Below are 19,879 nucleotides of genomic sequence, written 5' to 3' on the forward strand. Positions count from 1 at the left end.
AAGCCACTGCCCCGAGTTCAGTCGCTGGTTGCTGAACAACCACCGCAGCCGCTCTTGGTGTCCTTGCTCGGGCAATGATTGTCGCTGGTCGCGACATTCTTTGCCTTTTTGCCCTTGAAGTCCGTCTCGTACCAGCCGCCGCCCTTAAGACGGAACGACGGGGCGGACAACAGCTTCCTCAGGGCAGACTCCCCACAGGCAGGGCAATCGGTCAGCGGGCTGTTACTGAATTTCTGAATAGCCTCACGGGTATCGCCACAGGATTGGCAAAGGTATTCATAGATCGGCATAAATGGCGCGAACTCCGAACTCCGAACTCAAAACGGAACGAAACGCGGGATTATAACGTAATGCCAGCCCAAACAGCCATGCGCAGGACCACTATTCTTTGACCGGACGGCTGGCGCCCGGCTCAACCGACTTCGTAGATAAAAAAACAATCGTAAATAGGTACTACCACCTACATACGCAGAAAGTACCGCATTGTTAGACTTTTGTACCATGCAATACGGTCGTACCGGATACGGTTTCCGATTAAAGGCTGTCACAGGACACTTACAATGACAGGCAAAACCTTGACATATGGCAAGGTTTATCGGCAACACGGACAGATATACTGCGGCCAACCTGTAGACAGAGAATGCCAGACGAAACGTCGTCAGTGCCTGGTTCGCATTAACAACACCAATGCACGCCACCAGCACAGACACGTCGCATTCTCACTTGCAGAACTGCTTTAGCCTGTCGGATAGGGGCATATCCGGCTGGCAACAAGAAGCAATACAACACCATGTGGAGTAGGTAACACAATGCGAGCATTTAAACTGTCCGCGCTGGGCGCGGCTGTTATCGCTGCGACTGCGGCTACCGCAGCTCAGGCTAGCTTTGATCAATTTATTGATGACAGCACTCTGGATATCAAACTGCGTAATGCGTATTTTGATGAAAACAATACCGCACGAAATAACGGTGAAGGGACAGACTGGCACGACTGGGCGCAAGGTGTCGAAGTTAACTACACCTCCGGTTATGCATTCGGCATGATTGGTTTTGACGCCTCCCTGTATGGCAGCATGAAGCTGGACAGCAGCAATGAGCAAACCGGCCTTCAAGGTGGTGGCGACCAGTTGCTGCGCAGAGGCTCCAATGGTGACTCCAACGGCTTCGGCAAATTGGGTCAGGCTTATCTGAAAGCCAAGTTTGGCGACGACGATCTGAACGTCGAAGCCAAAGCGGGTTACATGAAGCATGACACCATCCTGGTAGCCAGCTCTGGCTCCCGCTTGGTACCCAGCTCCTTCCGTGGCTACGGCTTCGATTCCAACATCTACGGCCTGGGCCTTTACGGCGCTTATGCTGACCAGATTTCTCACCGTACCTCGCAAAGCTACGATGACTTCCAAGGCAAGGACGACGCCAACGGAAATGCCGTTACCGTTGACAGCATCTACTCCATCGGTGCGACCTACAACCTGGCGGGTGTAGACCTGAATGCCGAATATGCTCGCGGCGAAGACTACATCAAGATCCAATACTACAACGCTGCTTATACCTTTGATCTCAGTGACGGCATGAGCCTGTTGATCGATGGTCAGCACTACAGAGCGAAGGAAGACGGCAAGGCTTGGAATGGTAACGGTGCCAGCACCGGCGCCTTTAAGGATGACGCCAATCTGACCAACCTGAACGCCGCCCTGTCAATCGACAACCTGACTCTGAGCCTGTCTTACACAACGGTTGACGCAGAAGGCGAAACTGGTCAAGCAGGTGCCTTCGAATACTGGATGGCCGACAACGAATACGGCGGCGGTAACTTCTGGACTTCTCGCCAAGTCTCTGACTTCTACTACGATGGCGAAAAAGTCTGGCAGGTTGGTGCAGAGTACAACTTCGCAGACTTCGGCATGCCTGGCCTGTATACCGGTCTGACCTACACTCGCGGTAGCAGCATTGACAAAGTAACCGCAGCAGCCAACGGGTTTGACAAAGAAACTGAAATTGACGCAGTTGTAGGTTACGCCTTCCAGGAAGGCGCTCTGAAAGGTCTGAGCGTCAGCGTGGAAAATGGCTACTGGAAATCCAAAGGTTACCAGGGAGCCGACGACGAACGCACCAACAACATGCGTGTCTACGTAGACTACACCCTGAGCGTATTCTAATACCCTCACGGTCAGTCAACACAATGAAACGCCACCTTCGGGTGGCGTTTTTACATCTTGCCTCCCCCAATCAGTCACACCTCGAATATCCCTACAAGGCATAGGTGCTTGTCACTACATACGCTTCAATATGCCTATTGATAGACTCAAGTACCATGAAGCACAGGCTGCAATCTGTCGTTTTCCTTGCGTTCGCCCTCTGTTTTCCCTCATTCGTCCAGTGAAAACCAGAACCCGGGACAATTGCTATCAGCACAACTCATCGCTGAGTTGCAGCCTGCCTGTATCCAGCTGCGTCTGCATAAACGATTCCGCCCGGCAATGCTGTGATGCATACAACAACAATGCCTGTTATTGCCGATCAGGCGAGCAGCCCTGGTGCAGCTTCTACCAGGCAGGCGGATTGGGGTAAATCCGACCTGCCAACGTAAGACCGTTAGAACACCATTTTGGAGTAGGTAGGACAAATGCGCGCATTGAAATTATCCGCCCTGGGCGCGGCGGTAATGGCTGCTACGGCAGCAACGGCGGCTCAGGCCAGCTTTGAGCAGCTGGTTGACGACAGTAGCCTGACGTTGACATACAAGATGTACAAATGGGATCAGGAAAACAAAAACAATCAGGGAAAATACAAGGATGCGCAGGACGAATTTGTTCACGCCCTGATTGCCGACTACAAATCCGGCTACTTCGCTGACATCATCGGCTTCGATTTCCAGGTCGGCATGGCGCGCGACATCAACAGCGATGACAAGTTTTCCGGCACCAACCTGCCCGGTGGTGGCAGCAACGGCCACCTGGACGATATCGCCGGTGTGCAGCAGGCTTACCTGAAAGCCAAATTCGGTGGCGAAGACCTGAATGTGTACGGCACCTACGGCCAGAAGAAGCGTGACCTGCAATCCTACAGCGACAGTGGCTCCCGTATCCTGAACGCCTCCTCCTTCGGTGCTGACGTGGTATCCAATATCCACGGACTGAACCTGTATGCAACCCGCATCGATGCCTTCAGTGCTCGTAACCAGTCAACCTTTAAAGACGATCTCAAGAACAGCAACGGCCAGACCATTGACGATGTCATGATCTACGGCGCTGGCTACGAGTGGAACGGTCTTGGCGGTGTATTAGAACAAGCCAAATCCCAGGACTACCTGAAGAAGACCATCGCCAAGGTGTATTACACCCTGCCGGTCAGCGAGAATGTTTCTGTTGATTTCGACGCACGCTACGGCAAGGTCGAAAAAGACGGCAAGCTGTATGACACCGCTTTCTTAGATGCCAACGGCAACTACGAATCCTCTTACAACAACCTTAACGCCACCCTGAACATTGGCAATGCCTATGTCGGTGTTGGCTACAACAAGACCAAGGATGGCGACTACGACAACAAGCTTTTCTCTAACGACCACGGCAGCTTCAACTCTTCCCTGGATCTGGAGATGGGTTACAACTACGAAGACGAAAAAGCTTACGTAGTGAAAGCCGGTTACGACTTCGCTGACTACGTTCCTGGCCTGGGCGTCAATGTCTGGTACGCCAAGGGCAAAGACGCCAAGGACTTTGAGAACTTCAACCAGAAAGAAGTTGGCGCTAACGTCAGCTACAACTTCTCTGGCAAACTGGACGGCCTGTCTCTGGTTTACTTTCACACTGCTTACCGCACCAGCGGTGATTACGCGACCGGCCGCGACGATGCACTGGGCGGCATGTACAACACCAACATCAACCGTGTTTACCTGACTTACACATACGAAGTCTTCTAATACGCCATCAGCCCTCAGTAAAACGCCACCCCACCTAAGAGTGGCGTTTTACTATCATCAGCACACGAAAAAACCGCTACCACTCATCGTAAATCTCCCGCCTTCAATTTGCATAATTACGTTTTCTTGACTAATTCATTACACACACTCATTTACGGGTACTGACGCCAATAGTGGCAAAACCGGCGGAGGCCGGTCAGTGACTTCAGGAAAGGAGGCTTGACCCCCGGCAGACAACAACGCCTCAGCAAGGGCGCTTAGAGGCCGGGTACCGGACAAGAGACCGACTGGAGCAGCGGAGTAATGGCTTTACACAGATCCTCACTGGCAGCCGCCATTTCCATGGCAATTTCCTCAGGACTCATGATTGCGGCGGAAGCCCAGGCAGAAGGCTATGTCGGTGACTCCTTCGCCAAAATGATGGACGACACTGGCGTCAACCTGGAATTGCGTAACTTTTATTTCAATCGGGACTTTAAAAGCAAGCAGTGGAACGATGCTACACCGGCCCAGCGGTTACCGGATATTCGAGAGTCTTGGGCACAGGGTGTTCGCCTCAATGTTGAATCTGGCTATTTTATGGATCTCATTGGCATTGATGCCGCGTGGTACGGATCACTCAAATTAGTTGGGAAAGATGACAAGTGGGGATCAGGCGCATTAAGGACTGCCACCGAGAAAGACATCAAGGAAAGAGATGGCGTCAAGTATGTTGAAGCGAAACAAAAAAGCTACGATAAACTAGGCCAGGTTTTCCTGAAAACCCGTTTTGGCGATGAGTCCCTCAATGCTCATATTAATGCAGGCCGCATGTTCATGGATACCGGCCTGTTAAATGACAGTGATTCCCGCGTAACCCCCTCAACCACACAAGCAATCTATGCTGATATCAACTGGGACGCTTTCACACTTTATGGTTTCAGTTCCGATAAAGCATCCACTAAAACTCAAAGTGGTTTTCATAAATACAAAGGCCCTTCCTATACATACAGCGGAACAACCGTTACTGAAGGGAAAGAAGGTGACTGGAAGATTAACTCCATCGGTGCACGTTTTGATACCGGTGAAGGCTATGGTCTTGATGTGCAACTTGCCAAGGCCAAAGACTACAAGAAAATGGACTATCTGAATGCTTATTACACCCTGAACATCAGCGAAGACACCAGCATTCTGTTTGATGGTTATTACTACAAAGGCAAAGGCGATGGTAAATACCTGGAAAAAGTTGAACATAATGGCAAGCTGAAAGAGTGGGACAGCAAGCTCTGGAATCTTGTTGCCCAACTCCGCGTCAGCGATCTGAAATTCGCTATCTCATACCAAAAGGTTGATGGCGATTTTTACGATTACCTCTGGGGAGGGTCTGATGATAACGGCCTGATGACATGGAATGCTGTTCAGTATTGGGATTTCAACAACAAGGATGAAAAATCTTGGATGGCCAAAGTCGATTATGACTTTAGCAACTTAGGTCTACCCGGCTTCAACTTTATGACTCGCTATGTTAAAGGCGAATACCATGAGCAGGCTGGCAGCACGAAAAAAACACGTCATGAATGGGAACGTGATACCGATCTCAGCTACGCGTTTCAAGATGGCGCCCTCAAAGGCCTCACCATTACGCTTCGTAACGCCACATTCAGAACCTATGGCACTGATAGCCTGAATGAAAACCGTCTAATTGTTGATTACACCATTGCTCTTCTGTGAAATAAACCTTCCCTAGGCAGGCAGGCTTATGTAGCTGCCTGCATTATAAACGCCTAAACGTGCCTCTTATGACATAAAAAGAAGGCATCTCTGCCCTTGAAGATTTTCCACAATGAAATAGCTTAAAGCGGTATGGTAACGCGTCGACACAAGAACCAAACCCACAACAGTCGAGAAAACAATAATAACAATGCAAGCACTCAACAACAAAATTACCCTCATCACCGGTGCCGGTTCCGGTATTGGCCGGGCACTCGCCATCCAGCTGGCTAACCAAGACTGCAAACTGATTCTGACAGATATCAATAATGCAGCCCTGCAAGAAACCGCCACATTACTGCCAAATACTGGCGAGCTCTTACTGGAAACCCTCGATGTCGCCTCTCTTCAACAGTGGGAACAACTGAAAGCAAAAACCATGGCGACGTACAAGCATGTCGATATTCTCATCAACAATGCTGGCGTAGCGCTATGCCAACCCTTCAGCGATATGTCGCTTGAGAATCTTGACTGGCTGATGAATGTCAATTTCAAAGGGGTTGTCTTCGGTTGCAAGGTATTCCTTCCCCTGCTCGAAAAAAGCCCTGACGCCCATATCGTGAATATATCCAGCGTCTTCGGCATGATTGGCGTACCCACCCAGAGCGCTTACAATGCCAGCAAATTTGCAGTTCGTGGCCTCACTGAATCACTGCATCAAGAACTCCACGAAACCCCAATCAATGTATCCTGCATCTACCCCGGCGGCATCAAGACGAACATCGTCAAAAATGCACGCTATTTTGAAGGCCCAGATGGTATTACCAATCAACAGGACGCATCCAGTGAATTTGCCAATATAGCCATGACTACCGCGGAAAAAGCGGCCAGCACCATTCTCAAAGGCATCCTAAAAAATAAAAAGCGCATACTGATCGGGCCAGATGCCCGTGCTATCGATTGGATGCAACGACTGCTTCCCAATAGCTACGACAAACTATTGAGATTAGGATTGAAGGGAAAACAACAAAGACAGCGACTCAAAACAACTTAGGCGGGGATATTGCCACGCTACTAGTAAAAACATAAGCGGCGTGGCATCAATCAGAGGGTCAGCTGGAGGCAAACTCCTTGAGCTTTTTGAGCGGCCTGACTTTCACCTGTATAGAAGCAGGTTTAGCCGCAACATCCATAAGCTCTCCGGGCTTGAATGGGTTAGGTACATTTTTTCGGGCTTTCCGAGCAGGCTTTTTAATCGTCACAATTTTGAGAAGTCCCGGCAGGGTAAATTCACCGCAACCTCTTTTCTTAACATGACGCTCAACCAGATCGGTTAGCTCCTCCAGTACGGCTGAAACGTCTCGTTTTGTGAGACCGGTATTCTCGGCAATATCAGCCAGAATCTGTGTTTTACTGTATTTTTCTTTGATTGCGTTTTTTTTGGCTGCCATAACGATCGTCTCCAGGCATGTCTTCCTAACACTAAACGAAATTCCGCTTTACACTCCCGCAACAACCCATCACTGACAGCAAACCCGAGGACAAATACAGGTGTACCAATCATATCGTCATCTTTCAAATCAAACGACAGAGTGCTAAAAAACAACACCATGAAAGCGAACAGAAATAACTGGGTACGAAATCAATATAAACGATGCATTTAGACCATGCGAGTATTTTTTGGCCAGTAAATCTACTTTTTTCCCAGTTTTCGCAGGTTTCATCGATTTATCAGCTATATATACGACAATACTTCTGCATAATTTGCTCGTGACTGCGCGCTCAGGTTACATTAGACGCATGGCTGTATGATGATCAGTTTTAGAAGCATAACCTGACCCAAGGCGTATCGGCTCGGGACTTACGACAGCCAACATGCAGTAACCATTTGGTTTCATCACGATTAACAAGACTGTAACACCTATAAATAGGATGAACACAAAGGACATGTATCTCAAACACTTGAAATTTCTACACACCCTGCTGGGTTTGGTACTCATTACGGGTTACCTGACCAGTTATACATTGCTGACGCGTCTATACCCTGACGTCTACCCCAATCAGACCGTAATCGATATTCTATTGGACAGTAACAATATTCTGCTGCTGGTCACAGCAACTGCCAATCTGTTGCTAGGCACGTATCTGGTCGCCTTGCATGGCAGTCGTCGTTTACTGCAGATGACTGGTAGCGTACTGATCATCCTGTCAGGGTTGTCAGCAGCATCTGTAACGTTTGGGCGTCTTCCACAAATGCCTGGCGACTTAAATATTGCATTACTTCCTTTAAGCGCACTGCTTGCAGGCCTCGCGGCTCACCTTTTATGTAATCTGCGAGCCCTCAACCCTAAAACACGACTGATTGTCGATACTTCGGATCGTGAAACCGGCACCGTAAAGTGGTTCAATATTTCCAAGGGCTTCGGTTTTATCACTCGTGACCAGGGTGAGGATGTCTTCGTCCACTATCGAGCCATTCGCGGAGAAGGTCATCGAACACTCGCCGAAGGGCAACGGGTGGAGTTCATTGTCACCAAGAAAGAGAAAGGGCTTCAGGCTGAAGATGTGATATCAGCTCCAGCTCACTGAATAAAAAAATGCCGGTATTCACCGGCATTTTTTTCAATAGTGTGGTGGTGGTTCTTCTTGCTCTTCCAGCTGCATGGTCACCAGGGTCTGGAACTGTTCACGCAACCGCCCTATTTCCAGCGTCAGGCGTTCAATATCCTTCTGCTGACGTGTCACAACATCGTTCAAGGTCTGTAAGCTGTCTTCCTGAAAGCTCAGCTGAGTCTGAACTTCAAGCAATTCATTACTCATGAAGCCCTGCTCCGGCTAGTCAATAAATTTAAGCCATGTGGTAAAAACCACGGCCAGCTTGGCGCGAATATCCTCTATGGCTTCTGCAGTATAGGCCGTTGCCGGGACTTTCCCCCAAACCGGTGAGGGCCAGGCGGCATCCCCTTCATGACGCACCACAACATGCACATGCAGCTGACGCACCATATTCCCGAGGGCGGCCACATTCATTTTGTCCGCTGAAAAAATATCTTTCAGCTTTTCCGACACATACGCCATTTCCCACATCAGCTGCCGTTGATCCTCTTCCGTCAACTGATAGACCTCCTCTACCCCGGCAATCCTGGGCACCAGGATAAACCAGGGATAATGGCTGTCGTTCATCAACAACAAACGGCACAGGGGAAAGTCACCGATTACCACCGTATCATCAGCCAGCTGCTGGGCCAGCGAAAATTCTGCTATCTCATCGGTCATTAGCTCGTCCTCGTTACCCTACTGGAACCAAGATACGTCGCAGATCATTAAATCACTATACGACAAAACCGATTTTATCCACCAGAACCCGCTTCCGGCGGTAAAGAGTAACTGCCAGAGACCTGAGCCACCACCTCTGACTGACCGACAGAGTAAAGCGCCACTTCACACACCGCCAACCGTTTGCCCAACTTCAATATCTTCGCATTGGCGATCAGATCACTCTTGCCCGGTCGGTGAAGAAAGTGAATATTGAGGTTAGCCGTGACCGCCATAATAACCGCCCCCAGCCTGCCCAAAATCGCGGCATACATCGCCGCATCGGCCAGCGCCATCATGACAGGACCGGATATTGTTCCCCCCGGACGCACAAGCGAATCCGAATAAGGCACACGGAGCACTGCACCGCCCTCCGGCAAACCATCGACGATGACGCCCATTCCTTCAGACATGGGAATTCCATGACTGAGGAGGTGTTGAACATCTTCTACTGACAACCCGGCTTTATCCACTTTATTATCCTGCTGCGCGATTGCTGTGATGCCCTATGATGGCAATTATACCGTTCTCTTTTACCCAATGACCCCGTCATTTACCGTCACCATTCCCTAACATACCGTTTTTTTCTCATAATACGGCAATCGCGGCTTGGCCGAAGCGGATAGGCCTCGTACACTTGTGGTTTTTGCTGATTAAAGAATCCTACGATCCATGCGTACCAGTCAGTATCTGATCCCCACCCTGAAAGAGACCCCCGCAGATGCGGTGGTTATCAGCCATCAGCTCATGCTGCGTGCCGGCATGATCCGCAAACTGGCGGCCGGTATGTATACCTGGTTGCCCTTGGGCCTGCGCGTCCTGCGTAAGGTTGAAAATATTGTTCGGGAAGAAATGGACCGCTCCGGCGCCCAGGAAGTCCTGATGCCCATGGTCCAGAATGCCGAACTCTGGCAGGAGACCGGTCGCTGGGATCAGTTCGGCCCGGAACTGCTCCGCTTCAAGGATCGTCATCAGCGCGACTTCGTGCTTGGCCCAACCCATGAAGAAGTCATCACGGACATGGTGCGCAATGAGGTCAGTAGCTACAAACAGCTGCCCCTCAACCTCTACCAGATTCAGACCAAGTTCCGCGACGAGACACGTCCCCGTTTTGGCGTGATGCGCGGTCGCGAATTCCTGATGAAAGATGCTTACTCATTCCATACCAGCAGCGACAGCCTGAAGGGTGAGTACCAGAACATGTACGCCACCTACTGCCGTATTTTTGATCGTCTGGGCCTGGACTACCGCGCCGTCGAAGCAGACAGCGGCGCCATCGGCGGCAGCGGCTCCCACGAATTCCACGTCCTGGCAGAATCCGGCGAAGACGACATTGTTTTCAGCGACAGTGGCAGTTACGCCGCCAACATTGAAAAAGCAGAGGCTATCGCACCGACAGCCAACCGCCCTGCACCGACAATGGATATGCATGTGGTTGATACACCAGACGCCAAAACCATTGCGGACCTGGTGAACCAGTTCGACCTGCCCATTGAAAAGACCATCAAGACCCTGATCGTTGCAGCATCCGACGCCTGCGAAGCCGATTTTGTCGCCCTGCTGGTGCGTGGTGATCATGAGCTGAATGAAGTGAAGGCGGAACACCTACCAGAAGTCGCCTCCCCTCTACAGTTTGCAACGGAAGATCAGATTCGTCCGATCATGAATGCCGGCCCCGGCTCACTGGGCCCGGTCAACATGACCATTCCCTGCATTGTTGACCGCACTGTCGCCCAGATGAATGACTTTGGTGCTGGCGCCAACATTGATGGCAAGCACTACTTTGGCCTCAACTGGGAACGTGACTGCCACTACACCCGTGAAGCCGATCTCCGCAACGTCGTCGAAGGTGACGACAGCCCGGACGGTAACGGCAAGCTGTTTATCAAGCGTGGCATTGAAGTCGGTCATATCTTCCAGCTGGGCACCAAGTACAGCGAATCCATGAACGCCACCGTGCTCGACGAAAACGGCAAAGCCGTGGTAATGGCCATGGGTTGCTATGGCATCGGTGTCTCCCGGGTCGTCGCTGCAGCGATTGAGCAGAACAACGATGATCGCGGCATCATCTGGCCAGAATCTCTGGCGCCTTTCCAGATCGCCCTGGTACCGCTGAAAATTGAAAAATCCGAACAGGTTCGTGAGCAGACAGAAAAGCTGTACGCCGAACTGACCGCTGCCGGCTTTGATGTTCTGGTAGATGACCGCAAGGCCAGCCCCGGTGTCAAATTTGCTGACATGGAACTGATCGGTATCCCTCACCGCCTGGTCATCAGCGATCGCGGTCTGGAAAGCGGCACCCTGGAATACAAGCAGCGCAGTGGTGGTGATGTTGAACACGTTAATATTAGCGACGTGGTCAACATGCTCAAAAATCGCGTTCTGCGTTAATCCAACCAACAGGAACGATAAGGTGCGAAAACAACGCGTCCTGACATCACTCCTGCTAACCATGTCCCTGATGGCGGCTCCCAAAGCCCTGCCATCAGGGACAACCTCTTCTATTGATTACGAACTCAGGGATATCCTGCAAGCCACCATTAACCAGTCTGATAGTTTTGCTGACCGATTTGACGCAGAAGTATGGCTGGTCGATATGTCCTCACGGTTGGAGCAATTCATCGCATCGGATGAAGAACGTCTCAATCTACTTCGTCTGATCCATACCGAAGCAACCCTGGCAGGTCTTCAGCCAGAACTGGTCCTTTCGGTCATTCAAACGGAAAGCGCCTTTAACCAGTTTGCTATCTCAAGGGTCGGCGCTCAGGGATTAATGCAAGTGATGCCTTTCTGGAAGAACGAAATCGGCCGGGAAGATGACAACCTGACCCAGGTTGCCACCAACCTGCGTTATGGCTGCACGATTCTCAGTTATTATCTGGACAAGGAAAAAGGCAACCTGACACGCGCACTGGCCCGATACAACGGCAGCCTGGGTAAAACCTGGTATCCGGAGCGGGTGATGATAAACTGGGAACGTCACTGGCTGGTCAGATAATGAATCCTACTATCAACACACCTCAAAACTTGGGAATTGTTGCAGATCTACCGCAGCGATATCCAATGACTTAACAACTGCCAGCGGCGGCCCTTTCTTTAGCCATACCGATAACATCTCAATATCACTTTCACGACCACTCATCATAACTTCCACCCGCCCGTCCGGCAGGTTTTTCGCATACCCGGTGATACCGAGTGTAAGCGCCTGCTCACGGGTAGAACCACGAAACCAGACGCCCTGTACCTTACCGTCGACCAGGGCACGTCTACAGACCATCGTCATACTCATCTTCTCCGGGAATTACAGCTCAGCGATTGCGGCTTCCAACCCTTCTCGTGTCTGAGGACCCACCAACCTTTTTCTGAGATTACCGTCAGCATCCAGAATATAGGTAGCCGGTAGTACGGGAGGCTGCTTAAGCTCCAGGGCGGCAATAGTCTCCTTGCTTAATACCGGAAAACCAATCGCCATCCTGCCAACTTTGTTGGCCAATTCATCCTGAGAGGATGATCCATCAAAGTCTACGCCCCAGACCCGTATTCCATTTTCCGCCTCATGAAGGGCATTCAATTCCGGTATTTCCTCCCGGCAGGGGTCACACCACTCCGCCCAATAGTTCACTGCAACCCACTGATTTCGACCATCCTTAAGCAGTAACGCATTGCCTTTAAAATCACTATGCACGGAGTCTCGACAACCAGAGAGAACCAGTAAAGCACCCAAGATTAAACAGTTAAGCGTGGTTTTCACGATACCCCCACCGAAATGATTACGGTTTCTTACAATCCGCCTCGGATGCCTCACCTCGAAACAGCGTCTCAAGGTCACCGGACAGAATAGCAGTCTGTTCCCGCTGCACCTCCGAAAGACGCTCCAATAATCGGGCAAACCACGCCGGCCATTGGTCACTCATAAGCTGATTCAGCATTTCTCGGCTGGGTAACGGCCAGGGAAAACGTTCCTGCAGCTCGGCCGTCTCAATAGATGACGGAGACTGCGCCAGTATCATCCCGCCCCGGCTGCTAGTGCAGATCAGCTGTTCCTTCAACAGCCACTCCGTGCAGGCATCCCAGGTATCCTGTCCTAATCGCCACCCCGCGGCGTGAACATGAATCAGTCCCGCTGGCTTACCCTTGGCAAACCGCCGCTCAAAGACAGAGAGAATCGCCAGAATGGCCAAGCCCGGCGGCAGAGACAAACCATTCCCGACCGGCTGAACACAAGCCAGACTGTGAACAATGACAGCACCTAACAAAACCAGCAACCAGCTCAGGTAGATCCAGACAAGGAAAATAGGCACGGCGGCAAACGCACCATAGATAAATTCATAGGTCGGCGACATGGACAGAAACAGCGTGAAACCGCCTTTAGCCACTTCAAACAGAAAAGCCGTGACCAAACCACCTATCACTGCATATTTAAGTCTCACCCGCCGGTTTGGCACCGCCATATACAACAAGGTAAATGCTGCAGTACTCAACAGGAACGGTAATACCCGCAGAAACCAGCGCTCAGCCCCAATCATGGCATAAGCGTCTGCCAACATTTTCATCGTCGTAATGTACGACGTGGTAACAAACCCCAAACCCAGTAACAACGGCCCCAGCGTCAATATTGCCCAATACAGCAGAAAGCTGGTAACAGGGCGGCGTCTGGCTGTGGTCCGGAAAATCCGGTTAATGGCCACATCAATGGTACGCAGCATCATCAGCGCCGTGACCAGCAGGAAAGCCATACCCAGTACTGTGAGATTGCGCGCCTGACGGGAAAATTCTGACAACCAGTTACTCACCGCCTCACCAGCTGACGGCATGAAATAGGCGAATACAAATTCCTGAATACGCTCTCCCGTTCCCTGAAACGAGGGAATGGCAGAGAGCATACTGTACGTAACGGTCAGCATCGGCACGATGGCGAATAGCGTTGTATAGGTCAACGCTGCCGCATGATTAGTGCAGCCATCATCCAAAAAACGACGCGACACATCCATGGCGAGCCGCTTCAAGGCATCCGGCCCGGGCATTCTGACGAACATGATTGACTGTACCCCTTAATCCTTTCTGTCAGTAGCATATACTTTTACGCTCTCAACCGCTTGTTTTTACAGTTTTTTCTACAATTTTCAACGAAGTAAAAACAGCAAATTCATCATATATAAATCAATACGTTACACACCTTTTTTGCCATTTCAAAACTGGCAGGCGTTAGAGGCAGACGACAACGGAAGAAAGTACAACGTATTTTTGCGTCAATCATCCAGCGAGGAGTGGTGAACTACACGCATATGCTGTTTAAGGGCTGCAGGCTGGGCAAAGCATTTGCTACACACTGTACATCCGAAACTTTTTTCGCCGTGGATAAGCTGATGATTTAATAGTTCGTAGTTACAAAAAAAGGATCTTCCGCAGGGATCTTTGCTTGGGTCATCTTGGTGTTTGCAGACATAGGGTCTGATACCACCATGGCGGCGCATGTGCCTGGTCAGACTAGCTCGCAAAGCATAAGACTTACCACACTGTGTACACGTATGGGGTGTCTTCTGACTCGTTGATTGTTCGAGCTTATCACTGTCGTCTTTAGCAAACTCCCTTTCTTCATCAGTATCCGGTGCAGTGATAGTGGTCGAAGGGGCGTCTGCAGATTCATCATCTGCCCCCTTCAGAAGCTTCATAATCAGAGACCCGCCCTTTCCCTTGGCATCTTCCCATTTAGGCTCCACCGTAGATGAAGAACCGGGCTTACTATCTGAAAGAAGTGATTCACTAAAGTCTTCCACACAAGCTGGTATTTGTTCGTTGCCTCTCTCAATAACAGCGGACTGCTTATCGATAGGAGATTGGTGCACGGGTATAACCAGACTCTCAGGATCAACTGATGAAACCGTTGCCATTCGCTGACCGATTGACACTGGCCAGAACCGAACGTTTTCAAGGTTTGTTAGTTGATTAGAAAAATCAATATTGATCTCTGGATTTGCATCTTTTACAGGTGTCGCTTTGGGCGCTTCAGGCCCGGGCCATCTGAAGTTTTTGAAACAGGGGTCAGAAGACCTCGAACTAGATTGCATAAAGGTTCCATCCTGTGTGGTTATTTAAAAAACAAACGCCCCAGTATTGCCAGTTTCAGGCGCCTATCGGATGGTGTTGGATGTTCAGCGGATTATCACTGCCGAAAAGGTCAGTTTGGCTGACTTGGCTGCATTAATAACAGGCTCGTTAGTCAGTTTTTACGGTGTATTACTTGCTACGTTTTCGGGCTGTCGCTTAGGGGGTATTCCTCGCTAGAATACCGCATATTGAAAAGGAGGGAGACCACGATATGAGCGACGTCACGATTTATCACAATCCCCGCTGTTCCAAATCCCGCCAGACTTTGCAGCTGCTGGAAGAACAGGGCATCAATCCCGACATTGTGCTGTATCTGGAAACACCGCCAGACCGGGATACACTGAAAGCGATCATCAGCAAGCTGGGCATTCCGATCAGGGAACTGCTCCGCACTGGCGAACAGGAATACAAGGATAATACGCTGAAAAACCCGGCCCTGGATGATGAGGCGCTACTGGATGCCATGGTTCGCTGGCCCAAGCTGATTCAGCGCCCCATTGTTGTTAAGGGTAACAATGCCCGCATCGGCCGCCCGCCTGAAGCGGTGCTGGAGATTCTATGATGTCGTCACCTTATATCCTGGTTCTTTATTACAGCCGTCATGGCGCCACCATGAAACTGGCCCAGCGCATTGCCAGCGGCATTGAGCAGACGGGTATGGAAGCGCGGCTAAGAACCGTCCCCCCGGTTTCCACTGTCTGCGAAGCCACTCATGACAGCATCCCCGAAGAAGGCGCCGTCTACTGTACCGAGGAAGACCTGCGCCACTGCAGCGGCCTGGCCATGGGCAGCCCCACGCGCTTCGGCAACATGGCTGCGCCATTGAAATACTTTCTCGACGGGACTAGCAATCTCTGGCTCACCGGTGCACTGGTAGACAAGCCAGCTACTGTCTTCACCTCTACCGCCAGTTTGCATGGTGGGCAGGAAAGTACGCTGCTCTCCATGATGCTGCCTTTGCTGCATCACGGAATGATCATCCACGGCGTACCTTATACCGAACCCTCACTGACAGAGACGCACACCGGCGGCACCCCGTACGGCACCAGCCATCTGGCGGGTAAGGAGAGCAACCTCCCCCTGTCAGAGCATGAGGAACAGCTGTGTATCGCCCAGGGGAAACGTTTGGCCACGCTGGCCATGAAACTGCACAGGACACATGACACAGAATGAGTAGCCATCAAAGAGAAACACTGGCACACCGGGCCTGGCTGGTTGCAGCGTTGTCCTACTGCCTTCTCCTGTTGACCCTCAGTCTGGAGCACTGGTGGCTCAATCCTCCGGCAGTGGATTCTCCCCTGCTGATCTGGCTCGCACGTATCGGACCATTGCTCATCTTTATTCCAGGCGTGCGGTGCAAGTGGCCGCGCTCGTTTGCCTGGCTCTGTTTTGTGGTGTTGTTCTATTTCACCAGCGCGGTGGTGGATGCGTTTCTGGGAGAGGACATCTCTGGCTGGATACAAACCACTCTATGCGTGACCCTGTTTATCAGCAGCATGTTTTATATACGCTGGCATTATCAGGGGCTGAAATGGAAGCTGCATGAAACAACAAATGAGGCAGGATAAACATCGATAAAGGATGGCCTGAAAACACCACCACGAAACCGGGATGCAACGCCCATAGCAGACGTCGCCAATCCATCCCGGTTTCACTGGTCCCAACATGCGCCTCAGAACTAAAGCGCGCCCAGCGACATTGGACTGTCCACTCTATCACCCGCCTGTTCGCCGATAACCGAGCTCATCAAATACACCCTTTCTGCCGGAACCTCAGCCTGATCGACCAGGAAATCCTTGATACTCCGTGCCCGCTGCTGTGCTAATTGATACATCGCCATTTCATCGTAGGGTATCGCGGCCAGTACTGTGGCCTGCAGTTCATCATCAGGCACGTTGTCAATATCAGCGATTTTCAGCTGGCGTCCGTAGTCACGCAGCAAGGCCGGTCGCTCATCAGCAGGCACCAGCACCTGTTCCAACGTATCCGCGGTTGTTTCACCACTCACCGTTTGCCGCACCTGCCACAACCGTTTCAGCGTCGCTTCCAGCTGCTGAGATTGCAGCAGGGGCCAGTCAGCCAGACGATCCGCACCACCTGACACTTCCAACATCAATCCGGGACGCTCATTCAGTGCACTGCCCAGCGTATTCAATATTTTCTGTTGATCCTGTGATAACAGGGTATCGCCCGGTAAAAAGGCGACTTTTTCCATCTGCTCAGCATCACCACCCACCAGCGAAGCCAGTGCATTAAAGGGCGCCGCCGCTATATTGACCACCATATTCATCAGTGCTTTACCGACCGCACCCCAATAGGCAAATTCCGGATTATCAAGATCCCCCTGGATCGGCATATCGATATCAATCTTGCCGTTGCGGTCTTTGAGAAGCGCAATTGCAAGACGCAATGGCAGGTCAGGCGCCTCATCACTGTCGACCGTATTCCCCAGCTGCAATTGATCCAGCACCAGCTTGTTTGATGCCTGCAATTGCCCCTTTTGAATCCGATAATTCAGATCCAGATTCATACGCCCCTTGCGGATGGCATAGCCGGCAAAGCGGCCCGAATATGGTGTCAGCGTCGTTAATTCCACGTTATGGAATGAGAGCCCTATATCAGTATTGGCTTCTGGCTGTAACGGATTGAGATGCCCGGAAATGCGAACCGGCGCATAGCGGTCAACCTGCCCGCGGATAGCGACCGCAGCATCACTCTTGCCGCTGGTGCTGATACCCGTAATATCTCCCTGCAGGTTCACCACTTCAGTGGCGAATCCGGGCTGGAAGGAATGATCAGAGAAGTCCATGCGGCCGTCAGCGATGCGTATTTTGCCAATATCCACAATAATTGGCTGACTTGCTTCGTCTTCATCCGCGGGTGCTGCCGACGCCTGCCCCTCATTTTCAATCATGAACTGGGCGAGATTAACCTGCATATTCCGATCAATAGCGACCCGAATATCAGGGCCTGACAACAGCAGCTCCTTGATGCTGAAATGGCCATCTTTTTCCGAGAAATTCATGCCCACCAGATTCAGCGCATTCCAACTGACAACAGGCTTATCGGTTCGTACATCATCAAGGCGCAGGGATTCAATGCCCAGTTGCCCTGTTGCCGTCAGGCCGGTTTCACTATTGCGTGCCACTGCAAGGCGGGTAGATAAAATACCCTGGTCAAGGTGAAGCCAGGTCAATTGATCCAGAAGTGGCTGCAGGGTTGTCAGATCCACTGACGCAACGTCCACTGTCGCTGTTACATCCCCCTGCGGCAGGCGAATACTGCCTTGGATACCAAGCCGTCCCTGCTTACCAATCGACGTATTCAAACGCAAATCAGTCGTTGATGTCGGCAAGCCCAATGAGCTTATGCCCAGATTAAATCCTGACAATATGACAGAAAGTGGTTTTCCATCACGCCCGGTCATCTGGTCATCCGTAAAACCGAACAGCCCATCCTCAACCCTGATCTCATCAATCGTGACAGCAAAGGGTGTTGTGCCATCTGTGGCGCTATCGGTTTCAACATCAGCGCCATTCGGCTGTTCTGGCATGGGCTTCAGCAAACCCATGAGATTCAGCTGTCCGTCCTTATCCAGCAAGGCATCGACCCTTGGTGCCTCCAGCGTGACAGACTGCACATGCAAATGACCACGTCTCACGGAATCCCAGGCCAGATTAACATCCAGCTTCTCAAAGCCAACAACAGGGTTGAGAGGATCTCCCAGGGTCAGCCCCCTGATACTCGCTTTAAGGGTCAGGGGATTAAAATAAACCGCCGCAATCTCCAGAGGTGCCGACAGGAAACGGGGAGCCACCCAGGCAGCCACACCATGAACAACAGGCGGCAAAATGACAAACCCCAACAGGAGATAGGCAACGAATCCCCCTAAAAGAAAACGAACTATTCGGCGCATGGTATTTTAAGTCAATTCCGGGTGGTAGAAATCAGTAACGTGATGTTACCCGCAAAGTGGGTAAAGCAAAACTGCCGTTATTCCGGAAAAACGATGTAGTCGTTACGCTCTTGCGGGTATGACACAGAAAAAGCGTATGGTCACATACGGTAAAGACGGATTGATCAGAGCAGTACTGTTTTACCAGTCCATGACCTGTTTGACGAACGGTACACTCAACTTCCGTTTTGCCCTTAAGGTGGCGCCATCCAGTCGCCCCAACACGTCAAAGAGGTATTGCATGTCCCGTGAACCCCGATGCAAGATATACCGCGCCACTTCATCAGACATATCCATACCACGAAGGTGCGCCCGCAATCGCAACGCCATGATCTTTTCCTGATCAGTGAGCGGCTCAACATGAAACACCATGCCCCAGCTCATACGTGACACCAGGTCAGGCAGGCAGATATTCAACTGGCGGGGAGCCACTTCAGCCGCTACCAGCAGCCGATTGCCTTTTTCCCGTAGTTTGTTGAACAGGTGAAAGAACGCTTCTTCCCAGGCCCGATTGCCCGCTATGGCGCTGATATCATCAATACAGACCAGCCTGAGGGTTTCAATGCCTTCAAGCAGTCTCGGCGGGTAGTCCGCCAACTCTTTCATGGGGAGGTAAATACTGCGCTGGCCCATGGCGTCAGCCTGATGGCAGGCAGCCTGCAACAGGTGACTGCAACCAACGCCGGGGGAACCGTAAAGATAGATGAACTGCTCAGGCGTCACACCTGCCGGATAGCGCTCAACGTCCAGCATATTGACCAACGCCTCATTACGCCCAGCGTAATAATTGGCGAATGTCGCATCATCTCGTAACTGGACACCAAGTGGTAGTTGCAACGGCAAACTCATATATCAACGACTGTGATGACAGCATCTTTGCAGCCCATACC

The 19,879-nt window shown here is 51.2% G+C and carries 21 protein-coding genes; 10 read left to right on the forward strand and 11 right to left on the reverse strand.

What is annotated here, in order from left to right:
- Positions 1 to 17 precede the first annotated feature (17 nt).
- Positions 18 to 290 carry an FmdB family zinc ribbon protein gene (locus KHS78_RS04965; RefSeq protein WP_211825736.1) on the reverse strand — a complete coding sequence of 91 codons (273 nt, stop codon included), beginning with the start codon at positions 288 to 290 and terminating at the stop codon, positions 18 to 20.
- 519 nt (positions 291 to 809) lie between these two features.
- Between KHS78_RS04965 and KHS78_RS04970 the strand changes: the two genes are divergently transcribed.
- The 4 genes from KHS78_RS04970 to KHS78_RS04985 all read left to right on the forward strand — a co-directional run bounded on the left by KHS78_RS04970 (position 810) and on the right by KHS78_RS04985 (position 6,665).
- Complete coding sequence (locus KHS78_RS04970) at positions 810 to 2,159, forward strand: OprD family outer membrane porin (protein WP_211825737.1); 1,350 nt, start codon at positions 810 to 812, stop codon at positions 2,157 to 2,159.
- Between the two features lie 467 nt (positions 2,160 to 2,626).
- The gene (locus tag KHS78_RS04975) at positions 2,627 to 3,922 is read left to right on the forward strand and encodes an OprD family porin (RefSeq protein WP_211825739.1); all 1,296 of its coding nucleotides are present in this window, start codon (positions 2,627 to 2,629) and stop codon (positions 3,920 to 3,922) included.
- A gap of 342 nt (positions 3,923 to 4,264) precedes the next feature.
- The gene (locus KHS78_RS04980) at positions 4,265 to 5,632 is read left to right on the forward strand and encodes an OprD family outer membrane porin (RefSeq protein ID WP_211825741.1); all 1,368 of its coding nucleotides are present in this window, start codon (positions 4,265 to 4,267) and stop codon (positions 5,630 to 5,632) included.
- A gap of 190 nt (positions 5,633 to 5,822) precedes the next feature.
- The gene (locus KHS78_RS04985) at positions 5,823 to 6,665 is read left to right on the forward strand and encodes an SDR family NAD(P)-dependent oxidoreductase (protein ID WP_211825744.1); all 843 of its coding nucleotides are present in this window, start codon (positions 5,823 to 5,825) and stop codon (positions 6,663 to 6,665) included.
- Positions 6,666 to 6,723: 58 nt separating this feature from the next.
- Here the strand turns inward: KHS78_RS04985 and KHS78_RS04990 are convergent, their stop codons facing one another.
- Positions 6,724 to 7,062, reverse strand: a complete 339-nt coding sequence (locus KHS78_RS04990; RefSeq protein WP_211825747.1) for an HU family DNA-binding protein — start codon at positions 7,060 to 7,062, stop codon at positions 6,724 to 6,726.
- A gap of 496 nt (positions 7,063 to 7,558) precedes the next feature.
- Here KHS78_RS04990 and KHS78_RS22545 point away from each other — a divergent pair, with 496 nt between their 5' ends.
- Positions 7,559 to 8,200, forward strand: coding sequence for a cold-shock protein (locus KHS78_RS22545; protein ID WP_343216872.1), 642 nt, complete (start codon positions 7,559 to 7,561; stop codon positions 8,198 to 8,200).
- A 33-nt stretch (positions 8,201 to 8,233) separates the two neighbouring features.
- Here KHS78_RS22545 and KHS78_RS05000 read toward each other — a convergent pair whose 3' ends face one another.
- The 3 genes from KHS78_RS05000 to KHS78_RS05010 form a co-directional block, all read right to left on the reverse strand.
- The gene (locus KHS78_RS05000) at positions 8,234 to 8,431 is read right to left on the reverse strand and encodes a SlyX family protein (protein ID WP_211825748.1); all 198 of its coding nucleotides are present in this window, start codon (positions 8,429 to 8,431) and stop codon (positions 8,234 to 8,236) included.
- Between the two features lie 15 nt (positions 8,432 to 8,446).
- Entirely contained in the window at positions 8,447 to 8,887 is a 441-nt protein-coding gene (locus KHS78_RS05005) for an HIT domain-containing protein (protein ID WP_211825750.1), read from the reverse strand.
- A gap of 74 nt (positions 8,888 to 8,961) precedes the next feature.
- A complete protein-coding gene (locus tag KHS78_RS05010) occupies positions 8,962 to 9,339 on the reverse strand; it encodes a PaaI family thioesterase (RefSeq protein ID WP_211825751.1) in 378 nt (125 codons plus the stop codon).
- A 259-nt stretch (positions 9,340 to 9,598) separates the two neighbouring features.
- Between KHS78_RS05010 and KHS78_RS05015 the strand changes: the two genes are divergently transcribed.
- On the forward strand, positions 9,599 to 11,317 hold the full coding sequence (locus KHS78_RS05015) for a proline--tRNA ligase (protein WP_211825752.1): 1,719 nt from the start codon (positions 9,599 to 9,601) through the stop codon (positions 11,315 to 11,317).
- A gap of 22 nt (positions 11,318 to 11,339) precedes the next feature.
- Positions 11,340 to 11,924, forward strand: coding sequence for a lytic transglycosylase domain-containing protein (locus tag KHS78_RS05020; protein ID WP_343216873.1), 585 nt, complete (start codon positions 11,340 to 11,342; stop codon positions 11,922 to 11,924).
- Positions 11,925 to 11,936: 12 nt separating this feature from the next.
- Here the strand turns inward: KHS78_RS05020 and KHS78_RS05025 are convergent, their stop codons facing one another.
- The 4 genes from KHS78_RS05025 to KHS78_RS05040 form a co-directional block, all read right to left on the reverse strand.
- A complete protein-coding gene (locus tag KHS78_RS05025; protein WP_211825753.1) occupies positions 11,937 to 12,209 on the reverse strand; it encodes an acylphosphatase in 273 nt (90 codons plus the stop codon).
- A gap of 18 nt (positions 12,210 to 12,227) precedes the next feature.
- Positions 12,228 to 12,611, reverse strand: coding sequence for a TlpA family protein disulfide reductase (locus KHS78_RS05030; protein WP_211825754.1), 384 nt, complete (start codon positions 12,609 to 12,611; stop codon positions 12,228 to 12,230).
- Between the two features lie 85 nt (positions 12,612 to 12,696).
- Positions 12,697 to 13,962: a YihY family inner membrane protein gene (locus KHS78_RS05035; protein ID WP_211825756.1), complete on the reverse strand. Its 1,266-nt coding sequence runs from the start codon at positions 13,960 to 13,962 to the stop codon at positions 12,697 to 12,699.
- A gap of 213 nt (positions 13,963 to 14,175) precedes the next feature.
- Positions 14,176 to 14,994: a C2H2-type zinc finger protein gene (locus KHS78_RS05040; RefSeq protein WP_211825757.1), complete on the reverse strand. Its 819-nt coding sequence runs from the start codon at positions 14,992 to 14,994 to the stop codon at positions 14,176 to 14,178.
- A 251-nt stretch (positions 14,995 to 15,245) separates the two neighbouring features.
- Here KHS78_RS05040 and arsC point away from each other — a divergent pair, with 251 nt between their 5' ends.
- The 3 genes from arsC to KHS78_RS05055 are packed head-to-tail and all read left to right on the forward strand — an operon-like array spanning position 15,246 to position 16,602.
- On the forward strand, positions 15,246 to 15,596 hold the full coding sequence (gene arsC, locus KHS78_RS05045; RefSeq protein WP_211825758.1) for an arsenate reductase (glutaredoxin): 351 nt from the start codon (positions 15,246 to 15,248) through the stop codon (positions 15,594 to 15,596).
- Positions 15,593 to 16,207, forward strand: coding sequence for an NAD(P)H:quinone oxidoreductase (gene wrbA / locus KHS78_RS05050; protein WP_425513957.1), 615 nt, complete (start codon positions 15,593 to 15,595; stop codon positions 16,205 to 16,207). The genes arsC and wrbA overlap by 4 nt, the downstream gene beginning before the upstream one ends.
- The gene (locus KHS78_RS05055; protein WP_211825760.1) at positions 16,204 to 16,602 is read left to right on the forward strand and encodes a DUF2069 domain-containing protein; all 399 of its coding nucleotides are present in this window, start codon (positions 16,204 to 16,206) and stop codon (positions 16,600 to 16,602) included. The genes wrbA and KHS78_RS05055 overlap by 4 nt, the downstream gene beginning before the upstream one ends.
- Positions 16,603 to 16,712: 110 nt before the next feature.
- Here the strand turns inward: KHS78_RS05055 and KHS78_RS05060 are convergent, their stop codons facing one another.
- Together KHS78_RS05060 and hda are read right to left on the reverse strand one after the other, a co-directional pair.
- Complete coding sequence (locus KHS78_RS05060) at positions 16,713 to 18,950, reverse strand: DUF748 domain-containing protein (RefSeq protein ID WP_211825762.1); 2,238 nt, start codon at positions 18,948 to 18,950, stop codon at positions 16,713 to 16,715.
- A 180-nt stretch (positions 18,951 to 19,130) separates the two neighbouring features.
- Positions 19,131 to 19,838, reverse strand: coding sequence for a DnaA regulatory inactivator Hda (hda, locus tag KHS78_RS05065; RefSeq protein ID WP_211825764.1), 708 nt, complete (start codon positions 19,836 to 19,838; stop codon positions 19,131 to 19,133).
- Between the last annotated feature and the right edge of the window lie 41 nt (positions 19,839 to 19,879).

It is taken from the genome of Kistimonas asteriae, from assembly GCF_018263925.1.
Lineage (GTDB): Bacteria > Pseudomonadota > Gammaproteobacteria > Pseudomonadales > Endozoicomonadaceae > Kistimonas > Kistimonas asteriae.